At 71.9% G+C, this 21,858-nt stretch carries 17 protein-coding genes; 7 read left to right on the top strand and 10 right to left on the bottom strand.

Features of this window, described 5'->3' with window-relative positions:
• Positions 1 to 34 precede the first annotated feature (34 nt).
• Positions 35 to 655, top strand: a complete 621-nt coding sequence (locus JOC24_RS24375; RefSeq protein ID WP_205022606.1) for a TetR/AcrR family transcriptional regulator — start codon at positions 35 to 37, stop codon at positions 653 to 655.
• A gap of 33 nt (positions 656 to 688) precedes the next feature.
• On the opposite strand, the gene JOC24_RS24370 is transcribed toward JOC24_RS24375, so the two are convergent.
• Positions 689 to 1,528 carry a MaoC family dehydratase gene (locus JOC24_RS24370; RefSeq protein WP_205022521.1) on the bottom strand — a complete coding sequence of 280 codons (840 nt, stop codon included), beginning with the start codon at positions 1,526 to 1,528 and terminating at the stop codon, positions 689 to 691.
• A gap of 2 nt (positions 1,529 to 1,530) precedes the next feature.
• Positions 1,531 to 2,850 carry a 3-oxoacyl-ACP reductase gene (locus JOC24_RS24365; protein ID WP_205022520.1) on the bottom strand — a complete coding sequence of 440 codons (1,320 nt, stop codon included), beginning with the start codon at positions 2,848 to 2,850 and terminating at the stop codon, positions 1,531 to 1,533.
• A gap of 74 nt (positions 2,851 to 2,924) precedes the next feature.
• Here JOC24_RS24365 and JOC24_RS24360 point away from each other — a divergent pair, with 74 nt between their 5' ends.
• The 4 genes from JOC24_RS24360 to JOC24_RS24345 all read left to right on the top strand — a co-directional run bounded on the left by JOC24_RS24360 (position 2,925) and on the right by JOC24_RS24345 (position 8,857).
• Positions 2,925 to 4,199 (top strand): acetyl-CoA C-acetyltransferase, encoded by a 1,275-nt coding sequence (locus JOC24_RS24360; protein WP_205022519.1) that lies wholly within the window; start codon positions 2,925 to 2,927, stop codon positions 4,197 to 4,199.
• Between the two features lie 123 nt (positions 4,200 to 4,322).
• A complete protein-coding gene (locus tag JOC24_RS24355) occupies positions 4,323 to 6,239 on the top strand; it encodes an AMP-dependent synthetase/ligase (protein ID WP_205022518.1) in 1,917 nt (638 codons plus the stop codon).
• Between the two features lie 151 nt (positions 6,240 to 6,390).
• On the top strand, positions 6,391 to 7,236 hold the full coding sequence (locus tag JOC24_RS24350; RefSeq protein WP_205022517.1) for an LLM class F420-dependent oxidoreductase: 846 nt from the start codon (positions 6,391 to 6,393) through the stop codon (positions 7,234 to 7,236).
• 136 nt (positions 7,237 to 7,372) lie between these two features.
• Positions 7,373 to 8,857 carry a peptidoglycan D,D-transpeptidase FtsI family protein gene (locus JOC24_RS24345; protein WP_205022516.1) on the top strand — a complete coding sequence of 495 codons (1,485 nt, stop codon included), beginning with the start codon at positions 7,373 to 7,375 and terminating at the stop codon, positions 8,855 to 8,857.
• A 54-nt stretch (positions 8,858 to 8,911) separates the two neighbouring features.
• Here JOC24_RS24345 and JOC24_RS24340 read toward each other — a convergent pair whose 3' ends face one another.
• Positions 8,912 to 10,075, bottom strand: a complete 1,164-nt coding sequence (locus tag JOC24_RS24340) for a hypothetical protein (protein WP_239580912.1) — start codon at positions 10,073 to 10,075, stop codon at positions 8,912 to 8,914.
• A 298-nt stretch (positions 10,076 to 10,373) separates the two neighbouring features.
• On the opposite strand from JOC24_RS24340, the gene JOC24_RS24335 reads away from it, so the two are divergent.
• Positions 10,374 to 13,862, top strand: a complete 3,489-nt coding sequence (locus JOC24_RS24335; protein ID WP_205022514.1) for a hypothetical protein — start codon at positions 10,374 to 10,376, stop codon at positions 13,860 to 13,862.
• Positions 13,863 to 13,969: 107 nt separating this feature from the next.
• Here JOC24_RS24335 and JOC24_RS24330 read toward each other — a convergent pair whose 3' ends face one another.
• From JOC24_RS24330 to JOC24_RS24305, 6 genes are read right to left on the bottom strand one after another with little or no spacing between them, the layout of a single operon-like run.
• Positions 13,970 to 14,839, bottom strand: coding sequence for a phosphogluconate dehydrogenase C-terminal domain-containing protein (locus JOC24_RS24330; protein ID WP_205022513.1), 870 nt, complete (start codon positions 14,837 to 14,839; stop codon positions 13,970 to 13,972).
• Complete coding sequence (locus tag JOC24_RS24325; RefSeq protein WP_205022512.1) at positions 14,839 to 15,636, bottom strand: sugar phosphate isomerase/epimerase family protein; 798 nt, start codon at positions 15,634 to 15,636, stop codon at positions 14,839 to 14,841. The genes JOC24_RS24330 and JOC24_RS24325 overlap by 1 nt, the downstream gene beginning before the upstream one ends.
• Positions 15,621 to 16,442, bottom strand: a complete 822-nt coding sequence (locus JOC24_RS24320) for a triose-phosphate isomerase family protein (protein ID WP_205022511.1) — start codon at positions 16,440 to 16,442, stop codon at positions 15,621 to 15,623. The genes JOC24_RS24325 and JOC24_RS24320 overlap by 16 nt, the downstream gene beginning before the upstream one ends.
• Positions 16,442 to 16,948, bottom strand: a complete 507-nt coding sequence (locus tag JOC24_RS24315; protein ID WP_205022510.1) for a ribose-5-phosphate isomerase — start codon at positions 16,946 to 16,948, stop codon at positions 16,442 to 16,444. Before JOC24_RS24315 ends, JOC24_RS24320 begins: the two co-directional genes overlap by 1 nt.
• Positions 16,948 to 18,684 carry a dihydroxyacetone kinase family protein gene (locus JOC24_RS24310; RefSeq protein WP_205022509.1) on the bottom strand — a complete coding sequence of 579 codons (1,737 nt, stop codon included), beginning with the start codon at positions 18,682 to 18,684 and terminating at the stop codon, positions 16,948 to 16,950. Before JOC24_RS24310 ends, JOC24_RS24315 begins: the two co-directional genes overlap by 1 nt.
• On the bottom strand, positions 18,684 to 20,045 hold the full coding sequence (locus tag JOC24_RS24305; protein WP_205022508.1) for an MFS transporter: 1,362 nt from the start codon (positions 20,043 to 20,045) through the stop codon (positions 18,684 to 18,686). The genes JOC24_RS24310 and JOC24_RS24305 overlap by 1 nt, the downstream gene beginning before the upstream one ends.
• 243 nt (positions 20,046 to 20,288) lie before the next feature.
• Here JOC24_RS24305 and JOC24_RS24300 point away from each other — a divergent pair, with 243 nt between their 5' ends.
• The gene (locus JOC24_RS24300) at positions 20,289 to 21,038 is read left to right on the top strand and encodes a FadR/GntR family transcriptional regulator (protein ID WP_205022507.1); all 750 of its coding nucleotides are present in this window, start codon (positions 20,289 to 20,291) and stop codon (positions 21,036 to 21,038) included.
• Positions 21,039 to 21,041: 3 nt separating this feature from the next.
• On the opposite strand, the gene JOC24_RS24295 is transcribed toward JOC24_RS24300, so the two are convergent.
• Positions 21,042 to 21,845 (bottom strand): HAD family hydrolase, encoded by an 804-nt coding sequence (locus tag JOC24_RS24295; RefSeq protein WP_205022605.1) that lies wholly within the window; start codon positions 21,843 to 21,845, stop codon positions 21,042 to 21,044.
• Positions 21,846 to 21,858: the final 13 nt, after the last annotated feature.

Here is a 21,858-nt window from a genome sequence, read left to right as displayed (position 1 = left end):
GATGTCTGACGTGAGTGCAGTGAAGAGCAAACGGATGCCGCGCGCGGTGCGTGAGCAGCAGATGATGGACGCGGCCGTGCGGACGTTCGCGCAGCGTGGTTACCGGGCCGCTTCGATGGACGAGATCGCCGAACTGGCCGGTGTGTCCAAGCCCTTGGTCTACCTGTATCTGAACTCCAAGGAGGAGCTCTTCACCGCGTGCATCCGCCGCGAGTCGAAAGCGCTGGTGGAAGCCGTGCAGGCAGCGGTGGAACCGGGGCTTCCGGCGGATCGGCAACTGTGGTCGGGGCTGCGGGCGTTCTTCACGCACACGGCGGACAACCCGGACGGCTGGGCGGTGCTGCACCAGCAGGCCAGCTCGCACGGGGAGCCGTTCGTCAGCGAGGTGGGGGCACTGCGCAAGGAGATCGTTGCGTTCGTGACGGGTCTGATCGGTGCGGCGGCGCGTGAGGCGCACCGTGATCGCGCGCTGCCCGACCGGGATGTGGCGGGGCTCGCGCAGGCGCTGGTGGGGGCGGCGGAGGCGCTCGCCGGATGGGCGAACGTCACTCCCGGCGTCTCGGCCAAGGAGGCCGCCACCACCTTGATGAACTTCTCCTGGGCGGGGCTGGAGAACCTCATGCACGGGCGCGGCTGGCAGTCCCGGGGGGAGTAGAGGGTTCATCCCTCCCGGGCCGCGCCGGAGTGTTCATCCCTCCCGGGTCACGCTGCCGGTGAGGTGGACGCGGCTGCCGGCCCGCACCTGGAAGTCGGAGCCGTCGGCGGCGTAGGTGACGGTGGAGGGCAGCGGGACGGGGGCCCTGAAGTCCGCCCGCACGGAGTGGATACGGCCCGACTCACCCGCTCCGGCGCCGCCCCCCGCTTCCGCCAGGCAGCGGGCCACGGTCCACATCCCGTGTGCGATGGGCCGGGGGAAGCCGAAGAGGCGTGCCGTCACGGGGTGCAGGTGGATGGGGTTGCGGTCACCCGAAGCGGCTCCGTACCGCCGCCCGAGACCGGCGGGCAGCCGCCACTCGGCGACGGCGGGCAGCTCCGGGGGCGCGGCAGGCGGAGGCGGGGGAGCTGTTGCCGCTCCGGTCGTGTGGCGGGACAGGTAGCCGCTGCGGGACTCCCACACGAGCTCGCCCCCGAGGCGCGCCTCGGTCACCATCGTGACCTCGGTGCCGCGGCGGTGTGGCGTCAAGCCGTCCGCGTACACGGTGAGTTCGAGCTCATCCGTGGGATGCAGCGCCCGGTGCCCGGTGATCTCGATCCAGGTGTGGACCAGTCCCAGTACCGGCAGCGGGAAGTCGTGGGCCGTCATCAGCCGCATGGCGGCCGGGAAGCCCAGCACGTGCGGATAGGTGAGCGGCAGCGGGCCGGATTCGGCGAAGCCGCAGACCCTGCTGTACGCGGCGAGCGGGCCGGGGGCGACGCGTCCGGGTGGGAGCACCTCGCGGCCGGCGGGCAGTGTGGCGCCGGGGCGCCCGGCCCGCTTGAAGGGGGAGGTGACGGCCCCGCGGACGAGGGACAGGCTCAGGCCGGTCATGGTCACGCCCCCAGCAGGCTCTGGCCGCAGACCCGCACGACCTGGCCGTTGACGGCGCCGGACGCGGGCTGGGCGAACCAGGCGGTGGTCTCCGCGACGTCGACCGGCAGCCCGCCCTGGGAGAGGGAGTTCATGCGCCGTCCGGCCTCCCGGATGAAGAGGGGCACGGCGGCCGTCATCCTGGTCTCGATGAAGCCGGGAGCGACCGCGTTGACGGTGACGCCGTGCTCGGCTGCGGCTCGTGGGGCCAGCGAGCGGACCAGGCCGATGATGCCGGCCTTGCTGGCCGCGTAGTTGGTCTGGCCGTCGTTGCCCGCTATCCCGGCGATGGACGCGGTGGCGACGATCCGGCCACCGCGGTTCACGGTGCCCGCCCCCAGCAGGGCGTCCGTGGTGCGCAGGACGCTGTCGAGGTTGACGTCGACGACCGAGGCCCAGCGGTCGGCCGGCATGTTGGCGAGCCGCCGGTCCCTGGTGATGCCCGCGTTGTGGACGAGGACGTCGAGGCCGCCGGGGGCGGCCGCGGCGATCAGGTCGGCTGCGTCGGGTGCGGTGATGTCCAGCGGCAGGGCGGTGGCCCCCAGCCGGTCGGCGGTGCGTACGAGTTCCTCCTGGGCCTGCGGGACGTCGAGGCAGATCACCTGGGCGCCGTCCCGGGCGAGGACGGAGGCGATGGACGCTCCGATGCCGCGCGCCGCGCCGGTGACCAGTGCGGTGCGCCCGGACAGCGGTGCCGCCCAGTCGGCCACCTCGCCGGGCGCGTCGGCGGTGAGCTCGACGACCTGGCCGCTGACGTACGCCGAACGGGGTGACAGCAGGAAGCGGAGCGTGGACTCGGCCGAGGCCGCGCTCGCGCCGGGGGCGAGCCGCAGCAGCTGGGCGGTGGCACCCCGGCCGACCTCCTTGCCGAGCGAGCGTACGAACCCCTCGAGTGCCTGCTGGGCCGCCGCCTGGTGGTGGTCGTCGGCGGACGGTGCGGTGCCGATGACCACGACGCGGCCGCCGCCGGCCAGCGACCGTACGACAGGGTGGAGAGCGGCGTGTACGTCGGCGAGCCCTGCGGCCGTGGTGACGCCGGTGGCGTCCAGGACGACGGCGGCGGGGCGTTCGGCCTGCCCGGTGACCTTCAGCCCCGTCGCGGCGAGCACCGGGCCGAGGTCGGGGGCGGCGGAGTGTCCCGCGGTCAGGTGGAGCAACGGCCCGTCGAGAGTGGGGGTTTCCAGTGTCCAGCGGCGGAGCGGCGCGGGCTGCGGCAGGCCGAGCCTGCGGGTCAGGAAGCGGCCGGGTGTCGTGCCGGTGAAGTGCAGATAGCGGTCGGCCATTGTCTGGACTCCTGCTCGGTCGTAGATTTACTCCAGAGTAAGGTTACTCAAGGGTCAGGAGTTGTCGAGATGAGTTGGTCGAGTTGATTCCCCTCGCACTTCCGCAGCCGCGCCGGGTCGCGGTCATCGGTGGCAGTCGTATTCCGTTCGCCCGTTCCGACGGCCCGTACGCGCGGGCGTCGAACCAGGACATGCTGACCGCCGCGCTGGACGGACTCGTCGAGCGCTTCGGCCTGCGGGGCCGGCAGGTCGGTGAGTTCGTGGCCGGTGCGGTCCTCAAGCACAGCCGGGACTTCAATCTGGCCCGCGAGACAGTCCTGGGCTCCGCCCTGGACCCGTGTACCCCCGCGTACGACATTCAGCAGGCGTGCGGCACCGGCCTTCAGGCCGTCATCGCCGCGGCCAACAAGATCGCGCTCGGCGCGGTCGACTCGGCGATCGCCGGAGGCGCGGACACCACGAGCGACGCTCCCCTCGGCGTCAACGACAAGCTCCGCAGGATCCTGCTGGAGGCGCGCCGCGCCCGGTCGACGGGCGCCCGGGTCAAGGCGCTGGCGGCCGTCCGCCCCAGCCACCTCGTCCCGGACATCCCGCGCAACGCCGAACCCCGCACCGGGCTCTCGATGGGCGAGCACGCGGCGGTCACCGCCCGTAAGTGGGGCGTGGCCCGCGAGGACCAGGACCTGCTGGCCGCCACCAGCCACCAGCGGCTCGCCGCGGCGTACGAGCGGGGCTTCCTGGACGACCTCGTCGTCCCGTACCTCGGCCTGGACCGCGACCAGAACCTGCGCCCCGGCTCGGTCGAGAAACTCGCCACGCTGAAGCCGGTGTTCGGCGCCGGTCACCCCGACGCGACGATGACCGCGGGCAACTCGACCCCGCTCACCGACGGAGCCGCCACCGTGCTCCTGGCGAGCGAGGAGTGGGCCGAGGCGCGCGGCCTGGAGCCGCTGGCCTATCTGTCGCTGTACGAGACGGCGGCCGTGGACTACGTGGAGGGCGAGGAAGGCCTGTTGATGGCCCCCGCCCACGCGGTGCCGCGCATGCTGGAGCGTGCCGGGCTGACCGTGGAGGACTTCGACCTCTTCGAGATCCACGAGGCCTTCGCCTCCCAGGTCCTCGCGACCCTCGCCTCCTGGGAGGAACAGGGCCTCGCCCCCGTCGACAGGGACAGGCTGAACGTGGCCGGATCCTCCCTCGCCACCGGGCACCCCTTCGCCGCGACGGGGGCCCGGATCGTGGCGACCCTGGCGAAGCTCCTCGCGGAGCGGGACGCGCCCGGCAGGGGCCTGATCTCGGTCTGCGCCGCGGGCGGCCAGGGCGTCACCGCCATCCTTGAGCGCCCCTGACCCGCGCTCCGGCCGCACATCCCGCACATCCCGAACGTGAACGACCCCGCGCACCCAGCAGCCGCCCCGGCGCCGGACCCCAGCAACGGGCCCGGCGCCGGACCCCATGTCGAGGAGCCGATCGTGTCCACGCCCGAACCCGCCGTACCCGCCGCGCCCACCGTTCCCGTCCTGGTCGAGCCCACCAGGGTCCGGTCGGCCGACGGCACCGTACGGGAGGTCTCCGTGCCGCCGCTCGCGCCGACCGTGCGTCGGGGCTCGCTCGCCGAGATCCCCTTCGACAACGCCCGGGAGGCCCCCTCCGAGGCGGTCCTCAGCCGCAAGCAGAGCGACGGCAGCTGGCTGGACGTGACCGCCGACGCATTCGCCGCAGAGGTGACGGCCGTCGCCAAGGGCCTGATCGCGGAGGGCCTCCAGCGCGGTGACCGGGTCGCGATCATGGCGCGTACGACCTACGAGTGGACGCTGCTCGACTTCGCGTCCTGGGCGGCCGGGCTGGTCACCGTTCCCGTCTACCCCACCTCCTCGGCCTTCCAGACGCGCTGGATCCTCCAGAACTCCGGGGCGGTCGCCTGCGCCGTGGAGACGAAGGAGCAGGGCCGGCTGGTCAGCCAGGAGCGGCAGCAGCTCGGGGACCTCGTCCACCTCTGGCAGTTCGACACGGGCGCCATAGGCCGGCTGAAGACGCTCGGCAAGGACGTCCCCGACGCGGTCGTCGCCGCTCGTCGCGGTTCACTGGAACCGGACAGCCCCGCCACCCTCATCTACACCTCGGGCACCACCGGCCGGCCCAAGGGCTGTGTCCTGACCCACGGGAACTTCTTCGCCGAGGTCGACAACGCCATCGAACTGCTCCACCCGGTCTTCAAGTCGGTGTCGAAGTATCCGGCGTCCACCCTTCTGTTCCTGCCCCTTTCCCACGTCTTCGGCAGGATGGTGGCGATCGGCTGCATGCGCGCCCGGGTCCGGCTCGGGCACGGGCCGTCGATCCGGACCGAGGACCTGCTCGCGGACCTGGCCGGCTTCAAGCCGTCGTTCCTGCTGGCCATCCCCTACGTCCTGGAGAAGGTCTTCAACACCGGCCGGGCCACCGCCGAGAAGATGGGCCGCGCCTCGTCCTTCGACCGCGCCGCCCGGATCGCGCAGCGCTACGGCGAGGCGGTCGAGGCGGCCGAACACGGCACGGGCCCCGGCCCGGGCCTCGGACTCCGTGCCGCACGCGCCCTCTACGACCCGCTGGTCTACCGGCGCATCCGCGCCGCGCTGGGTGGCCACGTCCGGTACGCGATCTGCGGCGGCTCACCGCTGGGGAGCAGGCTCGCCGCCTTCTACGCGGGGGCGGGCATGCAGATCTTCGAGGGATACGGCCTGACCGAGACCACCGCCGCCGCCACGGTCACCCCACCCCTCAAACCGCGGCTGGGCACGGTGGGCTGGCCGCTGCCGGGCACCGCCGTGCGGATCGCGGACGACGGAGAGGTCCTGCTCAGCGGCGGCCAGGTCTTCAAGGGCTACTGGGACACCGAGCGCGGCGAGGCCACGCCGTATCCGGAGGGCGACTGGTTCGCGACGGGTGACCTCGGGGCGCTGGACGAGGACGGCTACCTCACGATCACCGGCCGCAAGAAGGACATCATCATCACGTCCGGCGGCAAGAACGTCGCCCCAGCCCCGCTGGAGGACTGGCTGCGCGCCCATCCGCTGGTCAGCCAGTGCATGGTGGTCGGGGACAACCGGTCGTTCATCAGCGCCCTGATCACCCTGGAGCCGGACGGCCTCGCGCACTGGCGCCGGATGCGTAAGAAGGAGGACGTCCCCCTGCGCGAGCTCGTCCACGACGAGGAGCTGCGCACCGCGCTGCAACGCGCGGTCGACGAGGCCAACCGCCTCGTGTCGCGCGCCGAGTCCATCCGTGCGTTCACGGTCCTGACGCAGGACTTCACCGAGGAGAGCGGTCACCTCACCCCGTCGCTGAAGCTGAAGCGGGACGCGATCACGCGGGACTTCGACGCGGAGATCGAGGAGCTGTACCGCAAGTAGCGCCCGGTGGCCCCGGGGCGGGCGTCCGGCACGGCGACGGACCCGCTCGGCCACCCGGGCCCCGGGAGTGACAGGCTCTGCGGAGTGGGCTCCACGGTGCGCTCGACCGCATACCGTGGAGCCGCCACGGACGACGACGGAGGTGCCTCGCATGCGGATCGCCACAACGATCTTCCTCACCGACGAGACGATCACACCGGTACGGCTCGCACGCGAGCTGGAGCAGCGGGGGTTCGCCGGGCTGTACCTGCCCGAACACACCCACATCCCGGTGAGCCGGGAGACGCCCTATCCGGCGGGCGGCGAGCTGCCGGCCGAGTACGGCCGCACCCTGGACCCCTTCGTCGCGCTGGGACAGGCCGCCGCCGTCACCGAGCGGCTGGCGCTCGGCACCGGCATCACGCTCATCGCCCAGCACGACCCCATCGATCTGGCGAAGCAGGCCGCCACTCTCGACCACCTCTCCGGCGGCCGTCTCACGCTCGGCATCGGCTACGGCTGGAACGTGGAGGAGGCCGCCGATCACGGCGTGGAGTGGGCGACGCGCCGCGCGCTCGGCAGCGACCGGCTGGCCCTGATGCGGGCGCTGTGGGCGGACGAACCGACCGCGTACAAGGGTGAGTTCGGCTCTGTCCGGGCGAGCCACGCCCATCCGAAGCCGGTGCAGAGGCCACGCGGTCCGGTGAACGGCCCGCGCACCCTGATCGGCGGGGCGGCCGGGCCGAAGCTGTTCGCGCGGATCGCCCGGGAGGCGGACGGCTGGCTGCCCATCGGCGGGCGCGGTCTGTCGGAGTCCGTGCCGAAGCTGCGAGCCGCCTGGGAGGACGCGGGACGCGACCCCGAGCAGCTCCAGGTGGTTCCCTACGCCGTCGTGCCCTCTCCGGGGAAGCTGGCGTACTACGCGGATCTGGGGGTCGACGAGGTCGTCCTGCAACTACCCCCGGCCCCGGAGGCCGAGGTGCTGCGCGCGCTGGACGCCTATGCGGCGTATCTGTGAGAGACCTCAGGCCGATAACCTGGCGGGGTGATCTTCCGGTGCAACCGGCAGAGCTAAAATCGCATCTATCACCTCCGGACATCGATGGTGCGGCCCGTGTGCGTGTGTGCTCGGCTGCCTGGGGAGCGGGAGCACGATGAACAGGCCGTTGCGGCACATAGCCATATTCTGCGGGCTGTTGATGCTCGCTCTACTGATACGGACCAACTGGCTCCAGTACGCCCAGCGCGAGGAACTGGCCACCCACGAGCACAACCGACGGGTCAAGATCACCCAGTTCGCCACTCCGCGCGGCGACATCATCGTGGGCGGCAAGGCGATCACCGGGTCGAAGCTGGTCGAGGGGACCGACTTCAAATACCAGCGCACCTTCAAGCAGGGCCCGATGTACGCCCCCGTCACCGGCTACGCCTCCCAGGCGCAGGGCATGTCCCTCCTGGAGAAGACGTACGACAGCATCCTCAGCGGCCAGGACGAGCGCTTCGCCTTCCGGCACGCCAAGGACATCCTCACCGGTGAGGAGCGGCGCGCCGGCGATGTGGTCACCACCATCGACCCGAAGGCGCAGGCGGCGGCCTACAAGGGCCTGACCGACCTCGACGCCCGGGGTGCGGTCGTCGCCCTCGAGCCGGCGACCGGCAAGGTCCTCGCGCTGGTCTCGACGCCCTCGTACGACCCCTCGGTCTTCGCCGGAAACTCCTTCAAGGAAGGCGACAAGTTCCAGGCCCTGATCGACGAGAAGGGCAAGCCCCTGGCCAACCGGCCGTTGCGCGAGACCTTCCCGCCCGGCTCCACCTTCAAGATCCTGACGGCTGCCGCGGCACTGGAGCACGGCGTCGTCGACGACGTCGACGCGCGGACCGACGCGGTCTCCCCGTACCCGCTGCCGCTGTCGTCGAGCAGGATCAGCAGTGAGGCCGGCGACGCGACGTGCAACAAGGCGTCGATGAAGACGGCCATGCAGTACTCCTGCAACAACGTCTTCCTGGACGCCGCCCTCAAGGTCGGGGACGAGGGGATGAGGGAGACGGCCGAGAAGTTCGGCTTCAACGAGGACGTCTACTCGGACGCCTTCGGTGACATGCTCGCCTCGAAGAGCCTCTACCCGGAGGAGCTCGACAAGCCCGGCACCGCCCTCACCGGCATGGGCCAGGGCAGCCTCACCAGCACGCCGATGCAGATGGCCATGGTGACGGCCGCCCTCGCGAACAACGGCAAGCTGATGCAGCCGTACATCGTGGACGAGCTGCGCGGCCCGGACCTGTCCACCCTGGAGAAGCACGAACCGCAGCTCAAGAGCCAGGCGGTCTCGGAGGAGACGGCGAAGAAGGTCCAGGAGATGATGGAGTTCACCGCCGCGGAGGGCAGCGCGAAGCGCGCCCTGATCGACGGCGTGACGGTGGGCGGCAAGACCGGTACGGCGCAGCGCGGTGACGACGTGAGCAAGGAAGTCCCGTACGGATGGTTCGTCTCGTACGGCAAGAACCCCGACGGCCAGGCGGTGGCGGTCGCGGTGTTCATCGACCCGACCGCGATGGACATCTCCCGCTCGGACATCTCGGGCGGCGGCCTGGGCGGCCCGATCGCCCGGAGCGTGATGCAGTCGGTGCTGGGGAAGTAGGCCCGGCCTCGTCCCCGACCGCCCGCCCGGCGCATCGCCGGGCGGGCGGTCGCGTCATGCGGCGGCGGGGCCGTCCGGCACCGTGGCGGTCGGTCCAGGGGCGCCTGCGTCCTGCGTGCGGCCGCCCGCCCACCGCAGGGGCAGGGCCGCGACGGCTCCCGCCACCGAGCCGACGGCCAGGGCGGCGGGCACTCCGGTCCCGATGGACGACATCACGTGCACCGGCCCGTAGAGCATGGCCAGGCCCGTCGCGTCCAGCCCGATCCGCAGCAGCTGGCCCGCCAGCAGTCCGGTGACGGTCGCGCAGACCGCCCCGGCCGCCATCGCCGGGATCGTGACACGGGTCAGCAGCCCGGGGAGCCACCGCAGCGCGCACCACACCACGGCGAGCAGCAGCCCGTCGGCGGCGCGGTACAGCAGCCAGTTGCCGAACGGCGTGCCCGCCGGGCCGGCCCAGCCGCCGAGCAGCAGCCACTGGCGCAGGAAGTCGCCGGGCTCGGAGAACAGCCGCCCGGACAGGGAGACGGCCTGGATTTCGGCGGCGACCGGCTGGTACGAGAGGACGACCAGGGACAGCGCGATGACGAGGGTCCCCGCGGTGGCCGCCGTCCGCGCGACGCGCGGGGGGACGACCGTCCGGGGCAGGTCACCGGCGCCCTTGGCGGTGATCCGGGCGACCAGCACGGTGACCACCGCGGCGACCAGCGCGGCGGGCACCAGGATCTGCCGTCCGGCGGTCATCATGCCCGCCAGCTGGGGCAGGAAGCGGTAACTGCCGCGCCCCTGCGACGCGATCACCCACGGCGCGGAGACGGTCACGGCCAGGGTCCCGGCCACCATGCCCCAGGCCCACACCGCCGCCAGCGTGGCCGGCGTCCTGCGGTTCACCGGAGGCAGCCTGCGCACGAGGAGCAGCGCCCCCGGCACGAAGAAGGCGAAGACCGCGGCGAACCTGATCTGCATCGCGGTCCCGTGCAGGGCGATATAGCCGTCGCCGACGGTCCCGCCCGGCAGGGTGGTGCCCAGCCGGACCGATTCCGGCGGATGGTACGACCAGGGGGTGAGCCAGTGCTCCAGGTCGGCGGCCGACTGGCTGCCGATCACCTCGGCGGTGCCCCGGAGATGCAGCGCGTTCACGCTCGCCCCCGCCCACCACAGCAGTGCCGTGAGCAGCAGCGCTCCGGTCAGTACCGGTATCGCCGCGCGTCCGTATGTCATGAACTGCCCCCGCATCGATCACACCCCGTGAATTCCCCCTGGCCGATGGGAGGTTACGGGGTCATGATCACGCGTGGATCACGGTGTCGCCGGCCCGTGGTGGCCCCGTCGTGCCCTGCGGGCGGGCGCTGTCCGGAGGACGGGAATCGGCAGGTGTGGGAGCGCGCATCTGTGCGATCATCACATGCGCTCTCTACATGTCCTACACATGACAGGGGCGCGCTCGGCGTCGTCGAGCCCGCCCGGCACGCGGCGGCTCCGGCGCACGGCTCACTTCACCGCTCCGGGGGGAACGGAAATGCCACACCGCCTGGGTACGGCCGCGAGAACCGCGGTCCGTCCCGCCCTTCTGCTCACCTTGTCGGTCCTGCTGTCACTGATACTGCCCACGGGGACGTCGCAGGCTTCCGCCACCGGTCCGGCGGGCACCACCGCGGCGGCCGAGGACTGCACCCCGCTTCCGCTGTCGGCCTTCGGCGAAGTCGCCCCCGCCGAGGGCACGGTGCAAGTCCCGGGGGAGGGGGCCGTCTGCTTCACGGTCGACGTGGAGCAGCCCGGCCTGCACCGGCTGATCGTGAGCGGAGCCGGTACGGAGAACACCTACCCGTCCGTCTTCGACGGCGAGACCGAGGTCGACTGCTACGACCCCCGGTGGGGCGCCGGCTGGTGCGACCTGGGCCACGAGGGCGCGTACACGCTCAAGCTGTACAACAACTGGCCGGACCCGAGCAGGCCCACCGTCGCTCTCACCCCGCTGCGGACGGACGAGGGCTGCTCCCCCGAGACCGGTACCGCCTGGGACAGCGCCCCGCTCACGGGATCGGCGGCCGGCCCCACGGCCATCCAGTGCCAGCCCTTCGCCGCGAAGCCCGGCGAGCGGATCACCAGCACGATCAGGACCACCGTGTCGGGTGGCAGCGGGTCCTGGATCACCGACGGGACCGGGGCACACATCTGCCCCCGGTTCAACGAGGACGACAGCGACGGCTGCGTGCTGCCCGGCGACGGGCCCTACAGAGTTCTGTCGCAGGTCAGTGACGCGGAGCGGGGCTACCCCGCCGAGTACACCCTCAAGATCCGCAGGCTCTCCGAACCGGCCGGCTGCGCGAGTGTCCCGCTCAACACCTACGGCTCCGCGCCCACGGCAGCGGGCTCGGCCACCGGGTGCAAGACCTTCCAGGCCCCGGCCGCCGGACGCTACGACGTGTACGGGGTCGGCTCGTCCAGCCGCACCACGCTCGCCGTGTACGACCGGGAGGGGAAGACCGTCTGCACCACGTGGTCGGGATGCTCCCTCCCGGCGGCCGGCGCCTACACCGTCCTCACCGACGACTCGACCCTGATCATCGACCGGTCCTCCGCCGACGGCTGTGTACCGGCCGAACCCGGTCTGTACACCTCCGCGTTCACGGCGGTCGGCGAGATCGACTGCCTTGCGCTGCCGTTCCCGGCAGGGGCGCGCATGGCCGTGCTCAAACCCCTCAGCGGCTCCTCACCACGCGCGGACGTGATCGCCGTGGACGCCGACGGCGTGCAGCGGTGCGAGGGGAGCGACCTCTCGGGCGGCACCTGCGAGCTCACGGGCAAGGCGCCCTTCCGGCTCCTGGTCTCGACCGACAGCGAGGAGAAGCCCACCGGGGACTACACGTTCGCCCTGCACCGCACGGACGCGGCGAGCGGCTGCCCGGCCGTTCCGGCGGGCGACTTCTCGGCGGACAGTCCCACGGCGCGCTTCTCGACCGGCGAGGGCGTGTTCTCGCGGTGCCTGAGCATTCCGGCCGACGACCACAGCGCGCGGGAGAACCTGCAGCTCCAGGCGACCCCGGGTACGACGTCCACCGCTCAGTTCTCCGTCCTGGACGCGGACGGCAAGCAGGTCTGCTCGATCTACTCCTCCCTCTCCACCTGGACCACCTGCGCACTTGCACCCGGAGTCGCCCACACGGTGCTCGTCACCGGGCGCGACACCGCCGCCGAGTACACCCTGACCCGGCGCGACGTCACCTCGACCGCCAAGGGCTGCACGGCGAACCCCGCTGCCGAGGTCGGCGGGCCGTCCACGGGCGGCACCATGGGCGCCCCCGGCGCGCTGGTCTGCCGCCAGGTCACCACGGCCGACGCGAAGGACACCCTGCACCTCGACGTGCGTGACGCCCTGGGCACCGCGAACGTCGTCGCCTACGGTGCCGACGGCGAGGCCCTCTGCAACAAGAACCAGGCGTGCGCGGTGACCGGTTCCACCCGCTACCAGGTGCTCGTCACCGTACGTACGGGTCTGAAGGCGGCGCCCTCCTACCGCTTCGACGCCCTCCGCGTCGCCACGGCGACCGGCCCGGCGGACGAGTGCGTGAAGGTGCCCAACGTCAGCTACGGGTACGGCCCCGTCACCGGCACGCTGGACGAGCAGCACAGCGCGGTGTGCGCGGCGCTTCCGACCGCGTACAACGACCGCTTCGACATGAAGATCAGCGACACCGCGGGCGCGACCACGACCGCGGTCCCGGCGCTGTACGACGCGAGCCTCGACAACGGCTGCATGCGCTACATCCCGAGCGGATACGAGTGCTACGTCAACGAACCGTACGGCTCGGACGACACGTCGAGCATCCTCGTGCTGTCCCTTCCCGAGACCGCGTCGCAGACGTCCTACTCGGCCGAAGCCGTCTGCAAGTCCATCCGCTGCGGTCCGGAGAAGGTCACCGTCGGTGCGGTGACGCCGGCCACCGGGGCCACCGGCAGCAAGGTGACCCTCCAGGTCACCGGCACGGCGCTGCACGAGGACGACACCGTGCGGATCTACAGGTCCGGCAAGACCGTCGAGGCGACCACCACCTCGGTGTCGGCCGACCGCAGGACCCTGACGGCCGTCCTCGACCTGACCGGGGCCGCCGTCGACACCTGGAGTCTCAGCGTCGTCACGCACAACGCGTGGGAGTACGGCAAGGGTTCCTTCACGGTCACCGCGGCCCCCCTGGCGAACCTGACGGCCCCGGCGATCAGCGGCACCGGCAAGGTGGGGGCGACGCTGACCGCCGGCACCGGCACATGGTCGGGCGGCCCGTCGTCGTACACCTACCAGTGGAACGCCGACGGCAAGCCGGTGACGGGCGCGACCGCCTCGTCGTACGTCCTCCCGGCATCGCTGCTGGGCAAGAAGGTCACCGTCACGGTCAACGCCCGCAGGAGCGGCACTCCCGACATGACCGGCACCTCGGCGGCAGTCGTGGTCGCCCAGGGCGCGGCACCGAAGGCCACCACCGCTCCGAAGGTCACCGGCACCGTGAGGGTCGGCTCCAAGCTCACCGCCGTGCCCGGTGTCTGGTCGCCGGCCGCCACCTCCTACACCTACCAGTGGAAGGCGGACGGCAAGGCGGTGGCGGGGGCGACCGCGTCGACCTACACCGCCCCGGCGTCACTCCAGGGCAAGAAGCTCTCGGTGACCGTCACCGCCCGGCGCACCGGCCACACCGCCGGGGCCGCCACGACGACGGCCGTGACCGTCGCCAAGGGCGCCGCTCCCAAGGCCACCAAGGCGCCCACCGTCTCGGGCACCGCCAAGGTGGGCAAGGTGCTGAAGGTGGCCCGGGGCACGTGGACGCCGGCTCCGTCCTCGTACACCTACCAGTGGTACGCCGGCGGCAAGGCGATCAAGGGGGCGACCAAGACCTCCCTGACGCTCAGGACCGCCCAGAAGGACAAGAAGATCACGGTCAAGGTGACGGCGCGTCGCACCGGCCACAGTGACGGGTCCGCCGTCAGCAAGGCGACCAAGGCGGTCGTGCGCTGATGGTGTAGGCGGTCCGCACGCGCACGAAAGGCCGGGCCCTCCACCCCTGATGGAGGGCCCGGCCCGTTTTTCGGGTACCGAGCGGTGGACCGGTGGTCAGGGCCGGGTCAGCGCTTGATCTCCTTTATCTTGAGCATCCGGGTGATGACCTTGTCGAGCTCGTCGTCCTCGAAGACGTTCTTCCAGTCGTCACGGACGATCGACTCGCGCCCGTAGTCCATCGCGATCAGGCACGCGTCGGAGAACGGGTTCGAGCCCTTGAGGGTGTTGGCCAGCGCGACCTGCGTGTGGCCGAGCAGCATGGCGCGGGCCGCCTTCTCCGGGACGCCCACGGTGTGGACGGTCTCGTGGAGGGCCTCGGTCAGCAGGGCGCCGACCATGCAGGCGATCGTCTCGACGAGGGTCGGCTCCAGGACCGCGAGCTGCTTGACGGTCACCCAGTGCACCTCGACGACCGGGGCGTACATGGTGGAGATGACGGCCTCGGCGAGCTCCTGGGCGGCCGGGTCGGCGGACTCGGCGGCGGGCTCGAAGGAGGCGACGACCTCCTGCGGGGCGGCGATGCCACCGAAGGTGTCCGCCCACTCCTCCTTCGTCGTGCGCTCCAGGAACACCGACGGGTGGCAGGGGTGCGCCACGGCGTTGTGCACGTCCGCGCGGCGGGTCAGCAGACCGGCGTACGCGGCGGCCGGGTCCAGGGTCAGCAGGATCGCGCCGGGCTTCATGACCGGGACGAGCTGCTCGGAGACCGTGCCGAGGACGACGTCCGGGACGGCGAGGATCACGACGTCGGCCCGTGCGGCGGCGTCGGCGCTGTCCGTCAGCTCGCGGCCCAGCTCGCGTACGAGCTCCTGGCCCGTGGGGGAGTTCTCCGCGAAGAGGGTGGTGAAGTCGCTCTTCACCAGGTTGTCGGAGACGCGCCGGCCCATCTTGCCTGCGGCCCCGATGACGGCGACGGTCCTGGATCCGGTGGCCATTACTTGCTCCTCAGAAGGGTGTTGATGCTGTGCCGGGTCCACCGGTCCTCCAGGCGGGCGGTTTCCTCGAAATCGCCCTGCCAGGGGAGCCAGTGCTCCACGATCTGGTTGATGCCCCGCTCGTCCGGCCGGACCGTGGCGGTCATGTGGCCGTAGTCGAGAAGGCCCTCGCCGAGAAGGCAGCCGGCGAAGGTGAAGCCGACCCAGCCGTCACGGCGGGAGAACGAGAAGTCCTTGACGTGGATGTTCACCACGTGGGGGGCGGTGGCCTCGACGACGTCCACCGGGCGTTCCAGCCGGGCGACGCTGTTGCCCGGGTCGAGGACGACACCCAGGTGCGGGCTGTCCACGCCGCGCACGACGGCCAACAGGTCCTCGGTGGAGACCTGTTCGTAGGTCTCCAGGCCGAGCGTGACACCCGCCGCCGCGTAGGCGGGGACCGCCTCGCCCAGGAGGGCGGTGGCCTCCGCGACGGTCGGCCGGTGGTCCGCGGTGTTCAGCATCGAGCGCACCAGGGTGACCCCCAGGCGCCGCGCGATGCGGAGGTGGGCGGCGAGGTGCTCGGTGCGTACACCCCTGGTGCCCAGCTCCAGCGTGATGCCGTGCCTGGCCGCCGTGGTGCGCAGGGCGTCGAGCTGCCGGTCGTCGTACGTCTCGATCGGCGGGTAGTCGCAGATCTGGAAGACCTCGCCGCCCATCTCCCGGGTCTGCGCGAGCATCTCGTCGAGGGTGAGCGGGCGGGGGGCCCGGTCGGAGACGCGCCAGAAGAAGGCGTAGGTGCTCAGGCCGTAGGACATGCGAGGGCTCCTGCCGGCGTCTCGTCGAGGATGCGTTCCACCGCTGCCGGATCGTGGGCGAAGCGGCCGAGGAACAGCCCGTCCACGCCGGTGCCCAGTTCGGTGAGCAGGCCGGGGCCCGCGCTTCCGCCGTAGATGACGCGGCTGCCCGCCAGGGCCGGCTGGGTGGCGAGCCAGGTGGTGAGGGCCTCGCAGACCGTGCGGATGTGGTCGGGGGAGGCGGGCCGGGGCGCGCCGATGGCCCACTGCGGTTCGTACGCGAGGACGACCGGGGCGAGGGGGCCCTCGTGGGACGCCGTGGCCAGGATGCGTTCGGCCTCGGCGACCGTGCGGGCGGCCGCCTCGGAGGGGGCGACCTGGTCGAGTTCGCCGATGCAGAGCACCGGGGTCAGCCCGTTGCGCAGGGCGGCGGCCGTCTTCGCGGCGACGACCGTGTCGCCCTCGCCGAAGAGCCGGCGGCGCTCCGCGTGGCCGACCTCGGCGTAGCGGGCTCCGATCTCGTGCAGGTGGGCGCCGCTGACCTCGCCGGTGTACGGACCGCGGTCCTCGGTCGCCAGGTCCTGCGCCCCGGTGCGCACCTCCGTACCGGCCAGGATCCCGGTGACCGGGACGAGTGCGGGGAAGGCGGGCAGCACGAACAGCTCGGCCGTGCCGCCGGTGACGGCCGGGTGCCGGGCGGCCAGATCGGCGATGCCGCGGGCCCAGTTGAGGGTCTCGTGGTGGCCGAAGTACATCTTCAGGCTCACCCCGATCGTGACCCGGGGGTTTCGCGCGGTGTTCTGCGCGGTGTTCTGCGCGGCGGGCATCAGGCTGCGGCTTCCTGCTGGTCGGCGTGGTCGTTCTTGTTCTCGTACTCGTCCATCAGCGCGACCTTCGCGGCGGACGCCGACGCCTCGTCGAAGCGGTACGTCAGCCACTCGGAGGCCAGCCGGCGGGCGAGCTCCAGACCGACGACGCGCTGGCCGAAGGTGAGGACCTGGGCGTTGTTGGAGAGGACCGCGCGCTCGACGGAGAAGGAGTCGTGTGCGGTGACGGCCCGGACGCCCTTGACCTTGTTCGCGGCGATGGCCACCCCGAGGCCCGTGCCGCAGACGAGCAGGGCGCGGTCGGCCTCGCCCCGGGCGATCATCTCGGCGGCGGCGATGGCGACCTTCGGGTAGGCGGTGTGCCCGTCGGCGTCGACCCCGACATCGGTGACGGTGGCGACGAGGCCGCTGGCCTCCAGGTCCTTCCTGAGGGCTTCCTTGTACGCGTGGCCGGCGTCGTCGGAGCCGACGACGACGCGGAGCTTCTCGGACCGCTTCTCGGACATCAGTGGTTCTCCAGGGTGGGTACGAACACGCCGTGCACGGCACGGACGATCAGGGCGAGCGAGTGGGCTCCGGCGTCCGGAGTGCCGAGGCTCTTCTCGGCGTGCGGGCGGGCGCGGCCCATCCGGGGCAGCAGGTCCGCCGTGGCCGCGGCGGCGGCCGACGCGGAGTGCGCGGCCGTGTCCCAGGCGGTGGCGAGGGGCTGTTCCGCACGGGCGGCGGCGGTGAGCGCGTAGGAGAAGGGGACGAGGACGTCGACCATCGTCTTGTCGCCGACCTCCGCCTTCCCCAGCCGCATCACCCCGGCCGTCGCCTCCGCGACCCCGGCGGCGACCACCTGGGCCGAGGGCCGCCCGGTGTCGCCGAGCGCGGTGCCGACGGCCCGGAGGATGACGCCCCACAGGGCGCCGGACGTGCCGCCGGCCCGGTCGGCCCAGGCGTCGGCGGCACGGTGCAGGAGCGTTTCTGCACCGGCGCCGAGCGCCTCGGCGCGTACCGCTGCCCCGTACGCCCCGGTGGAGCCGCGCTGCATGCCGATGCCGTGGTCACCGTCACCGGCGACGGCATCGATCCGGCCGAGCTCCTCGGCGTGGACGTCGACGGTGTCCTTGAGGACGCGGAGGGCGGCGAGGGCCGTGCGGGCCGCCTCGCGGGAGTCGTCGGTGGCGGGCGGGACGGTGTCCTCGGCGGTCTCCGCGGAGGGGTCCGGGACGAAGAGGTCCGCGGCTTCGACGGCGCCCTTGCGGTAGGCGGGGGCGTCGGCCGGGGCCGTCCACAGCGGCTCCAGCTCGTCGGTGAGCCAGCACAGGGTGAGCGAGACGCCGGCCATGTCGAAGCTGGTGACCAGCTCGCCGACCTCGGGGTCGACGGCCTCGACGCCGGCCTCGGCGAGGAGCTGCGCGACCCGGCGGTAGACGACGAACAGCTCCTCGTACTTCACCGAGCCGAGGCCGTTGAGGATCACGGCTGCCCGCCGGCCGTGGGGCGACCCGACGTCCTCGGGGAGTTCACCGAGGACGGTGGAGACCAGGAGCTCGGCGGCCTCGTCGGCGGTCGGCACGGGCCGCTCGCCCATGCCGGGCTCGCCGTGGATGCCGAGACCCACGGCCATGCGGCCCTCGGGGACCGTGAAGAGTGGGTGGCCGGCGCCCGGCAGCGTGCAGCCGGAGAACGCGACACCGAAGGAGCGGGTGCGGGCGTTCGCCAGCTCCGCGATCCGGGTCACCTCGTCCAGCGGCTGTCCGGCCTCGGCCGCGGCGGCGGCCGCCTTGAAGACGACCAGGTCCCCGGCGACACCGCGGCGCTTGTGGGCCTCGTCGGGCGAGGCGCTGGACATGTCGTCCGTGACGCCGAGTGTGCGGGCGGGGATGCCCTCGGCGTTCAGCCGCTCGGCGGCCTGGCCGAAGTGCAGGACGTCGCCCGCGTAGTTGCCGTAGGCGAGGAGGACGCCGCCGCCGGTCTCGGCGGCCCGGGCGACCTGGCGCACCTGGTGGGCGGAGGGCGAGGCGAAGACGTTGCCGACGGCCGCGCCGTGTGCGAGGCCCTGGCCGACCAGCCCGGAGAAGGCCGGGTAGTGCCCGGAGCCTCCGCCGACCACCACGGCGACCTGGCCGGGGGCGGTGCGGGTGGCCCGGACCACCCCGCCGGGGACCTGGCGGACCCTGCGGGGGTGGGCGGCGACGAAGCCTTCGAGTGCCTCGTCGGCGAAGGCGGCGGGGTCGTTGGACAGGCGGGTCATCAGCGAACCTCTGCGAGAGGGCGGCCGTGGGTCGCGCCGTGGTCCTTGGACCGCTCGGCGAGCCACAGCATCAGCGCGGCGGACATGAGCATGAAGGCCCCGACGAGGAACAGCGGCAGGTAGTAGGCGCCGCTGAAGTCCTTCAGCCAGCCGGTGACGTATCCGGCGGCGAAGCCGGCCACGTTGCCCGCCGTGTTGATCAGGGCGATACCGGCGGCGGCTGCCGCGCCGGTCAGGAACTGCGAGGGGACGGACCAGAAGACCGGCAGCGCCGCGAAGATCGCACAGGCGGTGACGGTGATGACGGCGACCGTGGCGGCGGGCGAGCCCATGTAGAGGGCGAGGGGGATGGAGATCCCGCCGACGACGGCCGGCCCGGCGATGTGCCAGGTGTGGACACCGTGCCTGGTGGCGTGGCGGGACCAGAAGTAGAGGACGATCGCGGCCGGGAGATACGGGATGGCCGTGATCAGGGCCTTGTCCATCACGCTGAACGTCGTGCCGAACTGCTCCTGGAAGCCGTTGATGATCGTCGGCAGGAAGAAGGCGAGGGCGTACAGGCCGTAGATGAAGCCGAAGTAGATGAGGGCGAGGATCCAGACGCGGCTGTTGGTGAAGGCCGCCTTCAGGGCCTCCTTGCCGTGGTCGGACTTCTCGCCCGCGCCGGTCTTGCCGGCGTTCTCGGCGGCGAGCTCCTTGGTCAGCCAGTCCTTCTCGGCAGGCGTCAGCCACTTCGCGTCGGCGGGCTTGTCGATCAGGTAGAACCAGGCGACGACGCCCAGCACGATCGCCGGGACGGACACCCCGAGGAACATCACGCGCCAGCCCTCGAGGCCGAAGAGCCCGTGCTGGTTGATGAACCAGCCGGCCAGCGGGGCGCCGATGACGGTGGTCAGGGGCTGCGCCAGGTAGAAGAGGCCGAGCACCTTCGTACGGTGCCGGGAGGGCACCCACTGGCTCAGGAAGAGGATCGCGCCGGGGAAGAAGCCGGCCTCGGCTACACCGAGCAGGAAGCGGAGCGCGTACAGCTGCTCGCTGTTCTGCACCCAGGTGAAGAGGAGGGCGACGACACCCCAGGACACCATGATCCTGGCGAGCCAGCGGCGGGCGCCGAACTTGTGCAGCGCCATGTTGCTGGGCACTTCGAGAATGATGTACCCGATGAAGAAGACGCCGGAGGCGAAGCCGAACTGCGCCGCGGTGAGGGCGAGGTCCTGCCCCATGCCGTTGGGCTCCGCGAAGGAGACGGCCGTCCGGTCCAGGTAGTTCACGAAGAACATCAGGGCCACGAAGGGGACGAGGCGGACCGAGACCTTCTTGATCGCTGATCTCTCGATCGCTGAATGCGCAGTGGCGCCCATGGAGACTCCTCGCTCGCGGACCGCTCTGTCCGGTTCTGTGTCTGCTCCGGCAGGCGAAGTCGAACCGTTGAAGGCTGTGTTTCCGGCCGGTGAACACCTCCAAGCTAGCTTCGGATCCTAAATTGGTCACCAATTTACCAAAGTGACGTAGGTCGCTCCCCTGAGCTCTTCTCCTGGGCCGATGAGCGCGTTATCGTCCGCCCGCTCCAGGGTTCCGCCGTCCCGTCTGGTGTACTGGTCAGCGTGTCCACGCAGCCCGAAGCGCCCGATTTCACGTCACTTCTGCGCCCCGTCGTACGGGAGTCATCGGTCAGTGAGGTGGCCAAGCGGCTCCTTGATCATCTGTCCGAGGGAAACCTGAAGCCGGGTACGCGCCTGCCCGCCGAGCGCCAGCTGGCAGACGCCCTCGGCGTCGCGCGCTCCAGCGTGCGCGGGGCGCTGTCCGCGCTGGACGTCCTCGGCATCATCGAGATCAGGCCGGGCTCGGGCTCGTACGTCCGTGAAGGAACCTCGGAGTTCCTGCCGCGGGCCATCAACTGGGGCCTGATGCTCGGTCAGCGCCGCACGCACGACCTCGTCGAGGTCCGCACCTTCATGGAGGGCATGTCCGCGCGGCTGGCCGCCGACCGGGCGTCCGAGGCCGACGTCGAGCGGCTGGAGGAGCACCTGGAGCGGATGCGGGAGGCGGGGACGGACGTCAAGGCGTTCATCGACGCCGATATCGCATTCCACCTGGAGACCGCGAACATCGCCCGCAACACCGTGCTCAGCGACATCCTGCACTCCATCCGGGCCCTGCTCCAGGTGTGGATGGAGCGGGCCGGGGACATCGAGGGCACGGTCAGCGGGACGCTCCACGAGCACGCGGCCGTGCTCGACGCGATCCGGGCGGGCGACCCGGAGGGCGCGGACGCGGCGATGGCCGAGCACATGCGGCTGGCGAGCGACCGGCTGAGGCTCTCGCTGCGCGGGGACGAAGGCCAGGGGCAGTAGGGGTCAGGCCCGGGACCGTTCGGACTGCTCGGGCCCACGCGTGTGCTCGGGCTCGGACCGCTCGGGCTGTTCCGTGTGCTCGGCTCCGGGTGGGGCGGCCTCGGGCGGGGCGGTCTGCCCGGGGAGCGCGTGCAGTTTGCGCGGGCCGGCGGCCGGCTTCCGCCTCCCGGCGCCACCCAGCAGCGCCGGCAGTTCGGTCAGGGAGCTGATGCGCCAGTCCGCCGTCTCCATGACGTCCGGGTGGTCCGCCCACCAATGACCGCACGGGCCACGGCGGATGTGGGCGGCCCGCAGTCCCGCGGACTTCGCCGGGAAGAGGTCGTCGGCGGGGTGGTCGCCCACGTACAGGGTGGCCTCCGGAGCCGCGCCCGACACCTCCAGCACGCGGGAGAAGAACTCCCGGTCCGGTTTGCCGACGCCCCAGTCACCCGAGGTGACGACCAGGTCGGCCGGCAGGTCCAGGGCCCGCAGCAGTTCTCCGGCGCGGGCCGTCCGGTCGCCCGCGACGACGACCCGCAGGCCGAGCGCACGGAGTTCGGCCAGGGCGGGGCGGACGTCGGGGTAGAGGTCCGTCTCGTCCAGGTGCTCGCCGCGGCCCGCGGCCGCTCGCGCGTGGTACGCCTCGCTGACGTCCATGTCGGGTCGCAGGACGCGCAGCGCGTCGGTGCAGTCGCGGCCCCGCACGACGGCTGCGCCGACCAGTGCGCTGACGGTGTGCGGCGGGACCCCGAGCCAGTCGGCCCACGAGGACCAGTGGCGGTCGTCGCGGACGAGGGTTTCTCCGATGTCGAAGACGATCGTTTTCATCACCTCTCCGAGC

Origin of the sequence: Streptomyces sp. HB132 (assembly GCF_016909575.1) — a bacterium.
GTDB lineage: Bacteria > Actinomycetota > Actinomycetes > Streptomycetales > Streptomycetaceae > Streptomyces.
This window is presented reverse-complemented; position numbering and strand designations above follow the sequence as displayed.

Coding starts and splice junctions, on each gene's coding strand:
- JOC24_RS24375 (WP_205022606.1), top strand. CDS start 35: ATGCCGCGCGCGGTGCGTGAGCAGCAGATGATGGACGCGGCCGTGCGG.
- JOC24_RS24370 (WP_205022521.1), bottom strand. CDS start 1,528: ATGACCGGCCTGAGCCTGTCCCTCGTCCGCGGGGCCGTCACCTCCCCC.
- JOC24_RS24365 (WP_205022520.1), bottom strand. CDS start 2,850: ATGGCCGACCGCTATCTGCACTTCACCGGCACGACACCCGGCCGCTTC.
- JOC24_RS24350 (WP_205022517.1), top strand. CDS start 6,391: ATGCGGATCGCCACAACGATCTTCCTCACCGACGAGACGATCACACCG.
- JOC24_RS24345 (WP_205022516.1), top strand. CDS start 7,373: ATGAACAGGCCGTTGCGGCACATAGCCATATTCTGCGGGCTGTTGATG.
- JOC24_RS24340 (WP_239580912.1), bottom strand. CDS start 10,075: ATGACATACGGACGCGCGGCGATACCGGTACTGACCGGAGCGCTGCTG.
- JOC24_RS24335 (WP_205022514.1), top strand. CDS start 10,374: ATGCCACACCGCCTGGGTACGGCCGCGAGAACCGCGGTCCGTCCCGCC.
- JOC24_RS24330 (WP_205022513.1), bottom strand. CDS start 14,839: ATGGCCACCGGATCCAGGACCGTCGCCGTCATCGGGGCCGCAGGCAAG.
- JOC24_RS24325 (WP_205022512.1), bottom strand. CDS start 15,636: ATGTCCTACGGCCTGAGCACCTACGCCTTCTTCTGGCGCGTCTCCGAC.
- JOC24_RS24320 (WP_205022511.1), bottom strand. CDS start 16,442: ATGCCCGCCGCGCAGAACACCGCGCAGAACACCGCGCGAAACCCCCGG.
- JOC24_RS24315 (WP_205022510.1), bottom strand. CDS start 16,948: ATGTCCGAGAAGCGGTCCGAGAAGCTCCGCGTCGTCGTCGGCTCCGAC.
- JOC24_RS24310 (WP_205022509.1), bottom strand. CDS start 18,684: ATGACCCGCCTGTCCAACGACCCCGCCGCCTTCGCCGACGAGGCACTC.
- JOC24_RS24305 (WP_205022508.1), bottom strand. CDS start 20,045: ATGGGCGCCACTGCGCATTCAGCGATCGAGAGATCAGCGATCAAGAAG.
- JOC24_RS24295 (WP_205022605.1), bottom strand. CDS start 21,845: ATGAAAACGATCGTCTTCGACATCGGAGAAACCCTCGTCCGCGACGAC.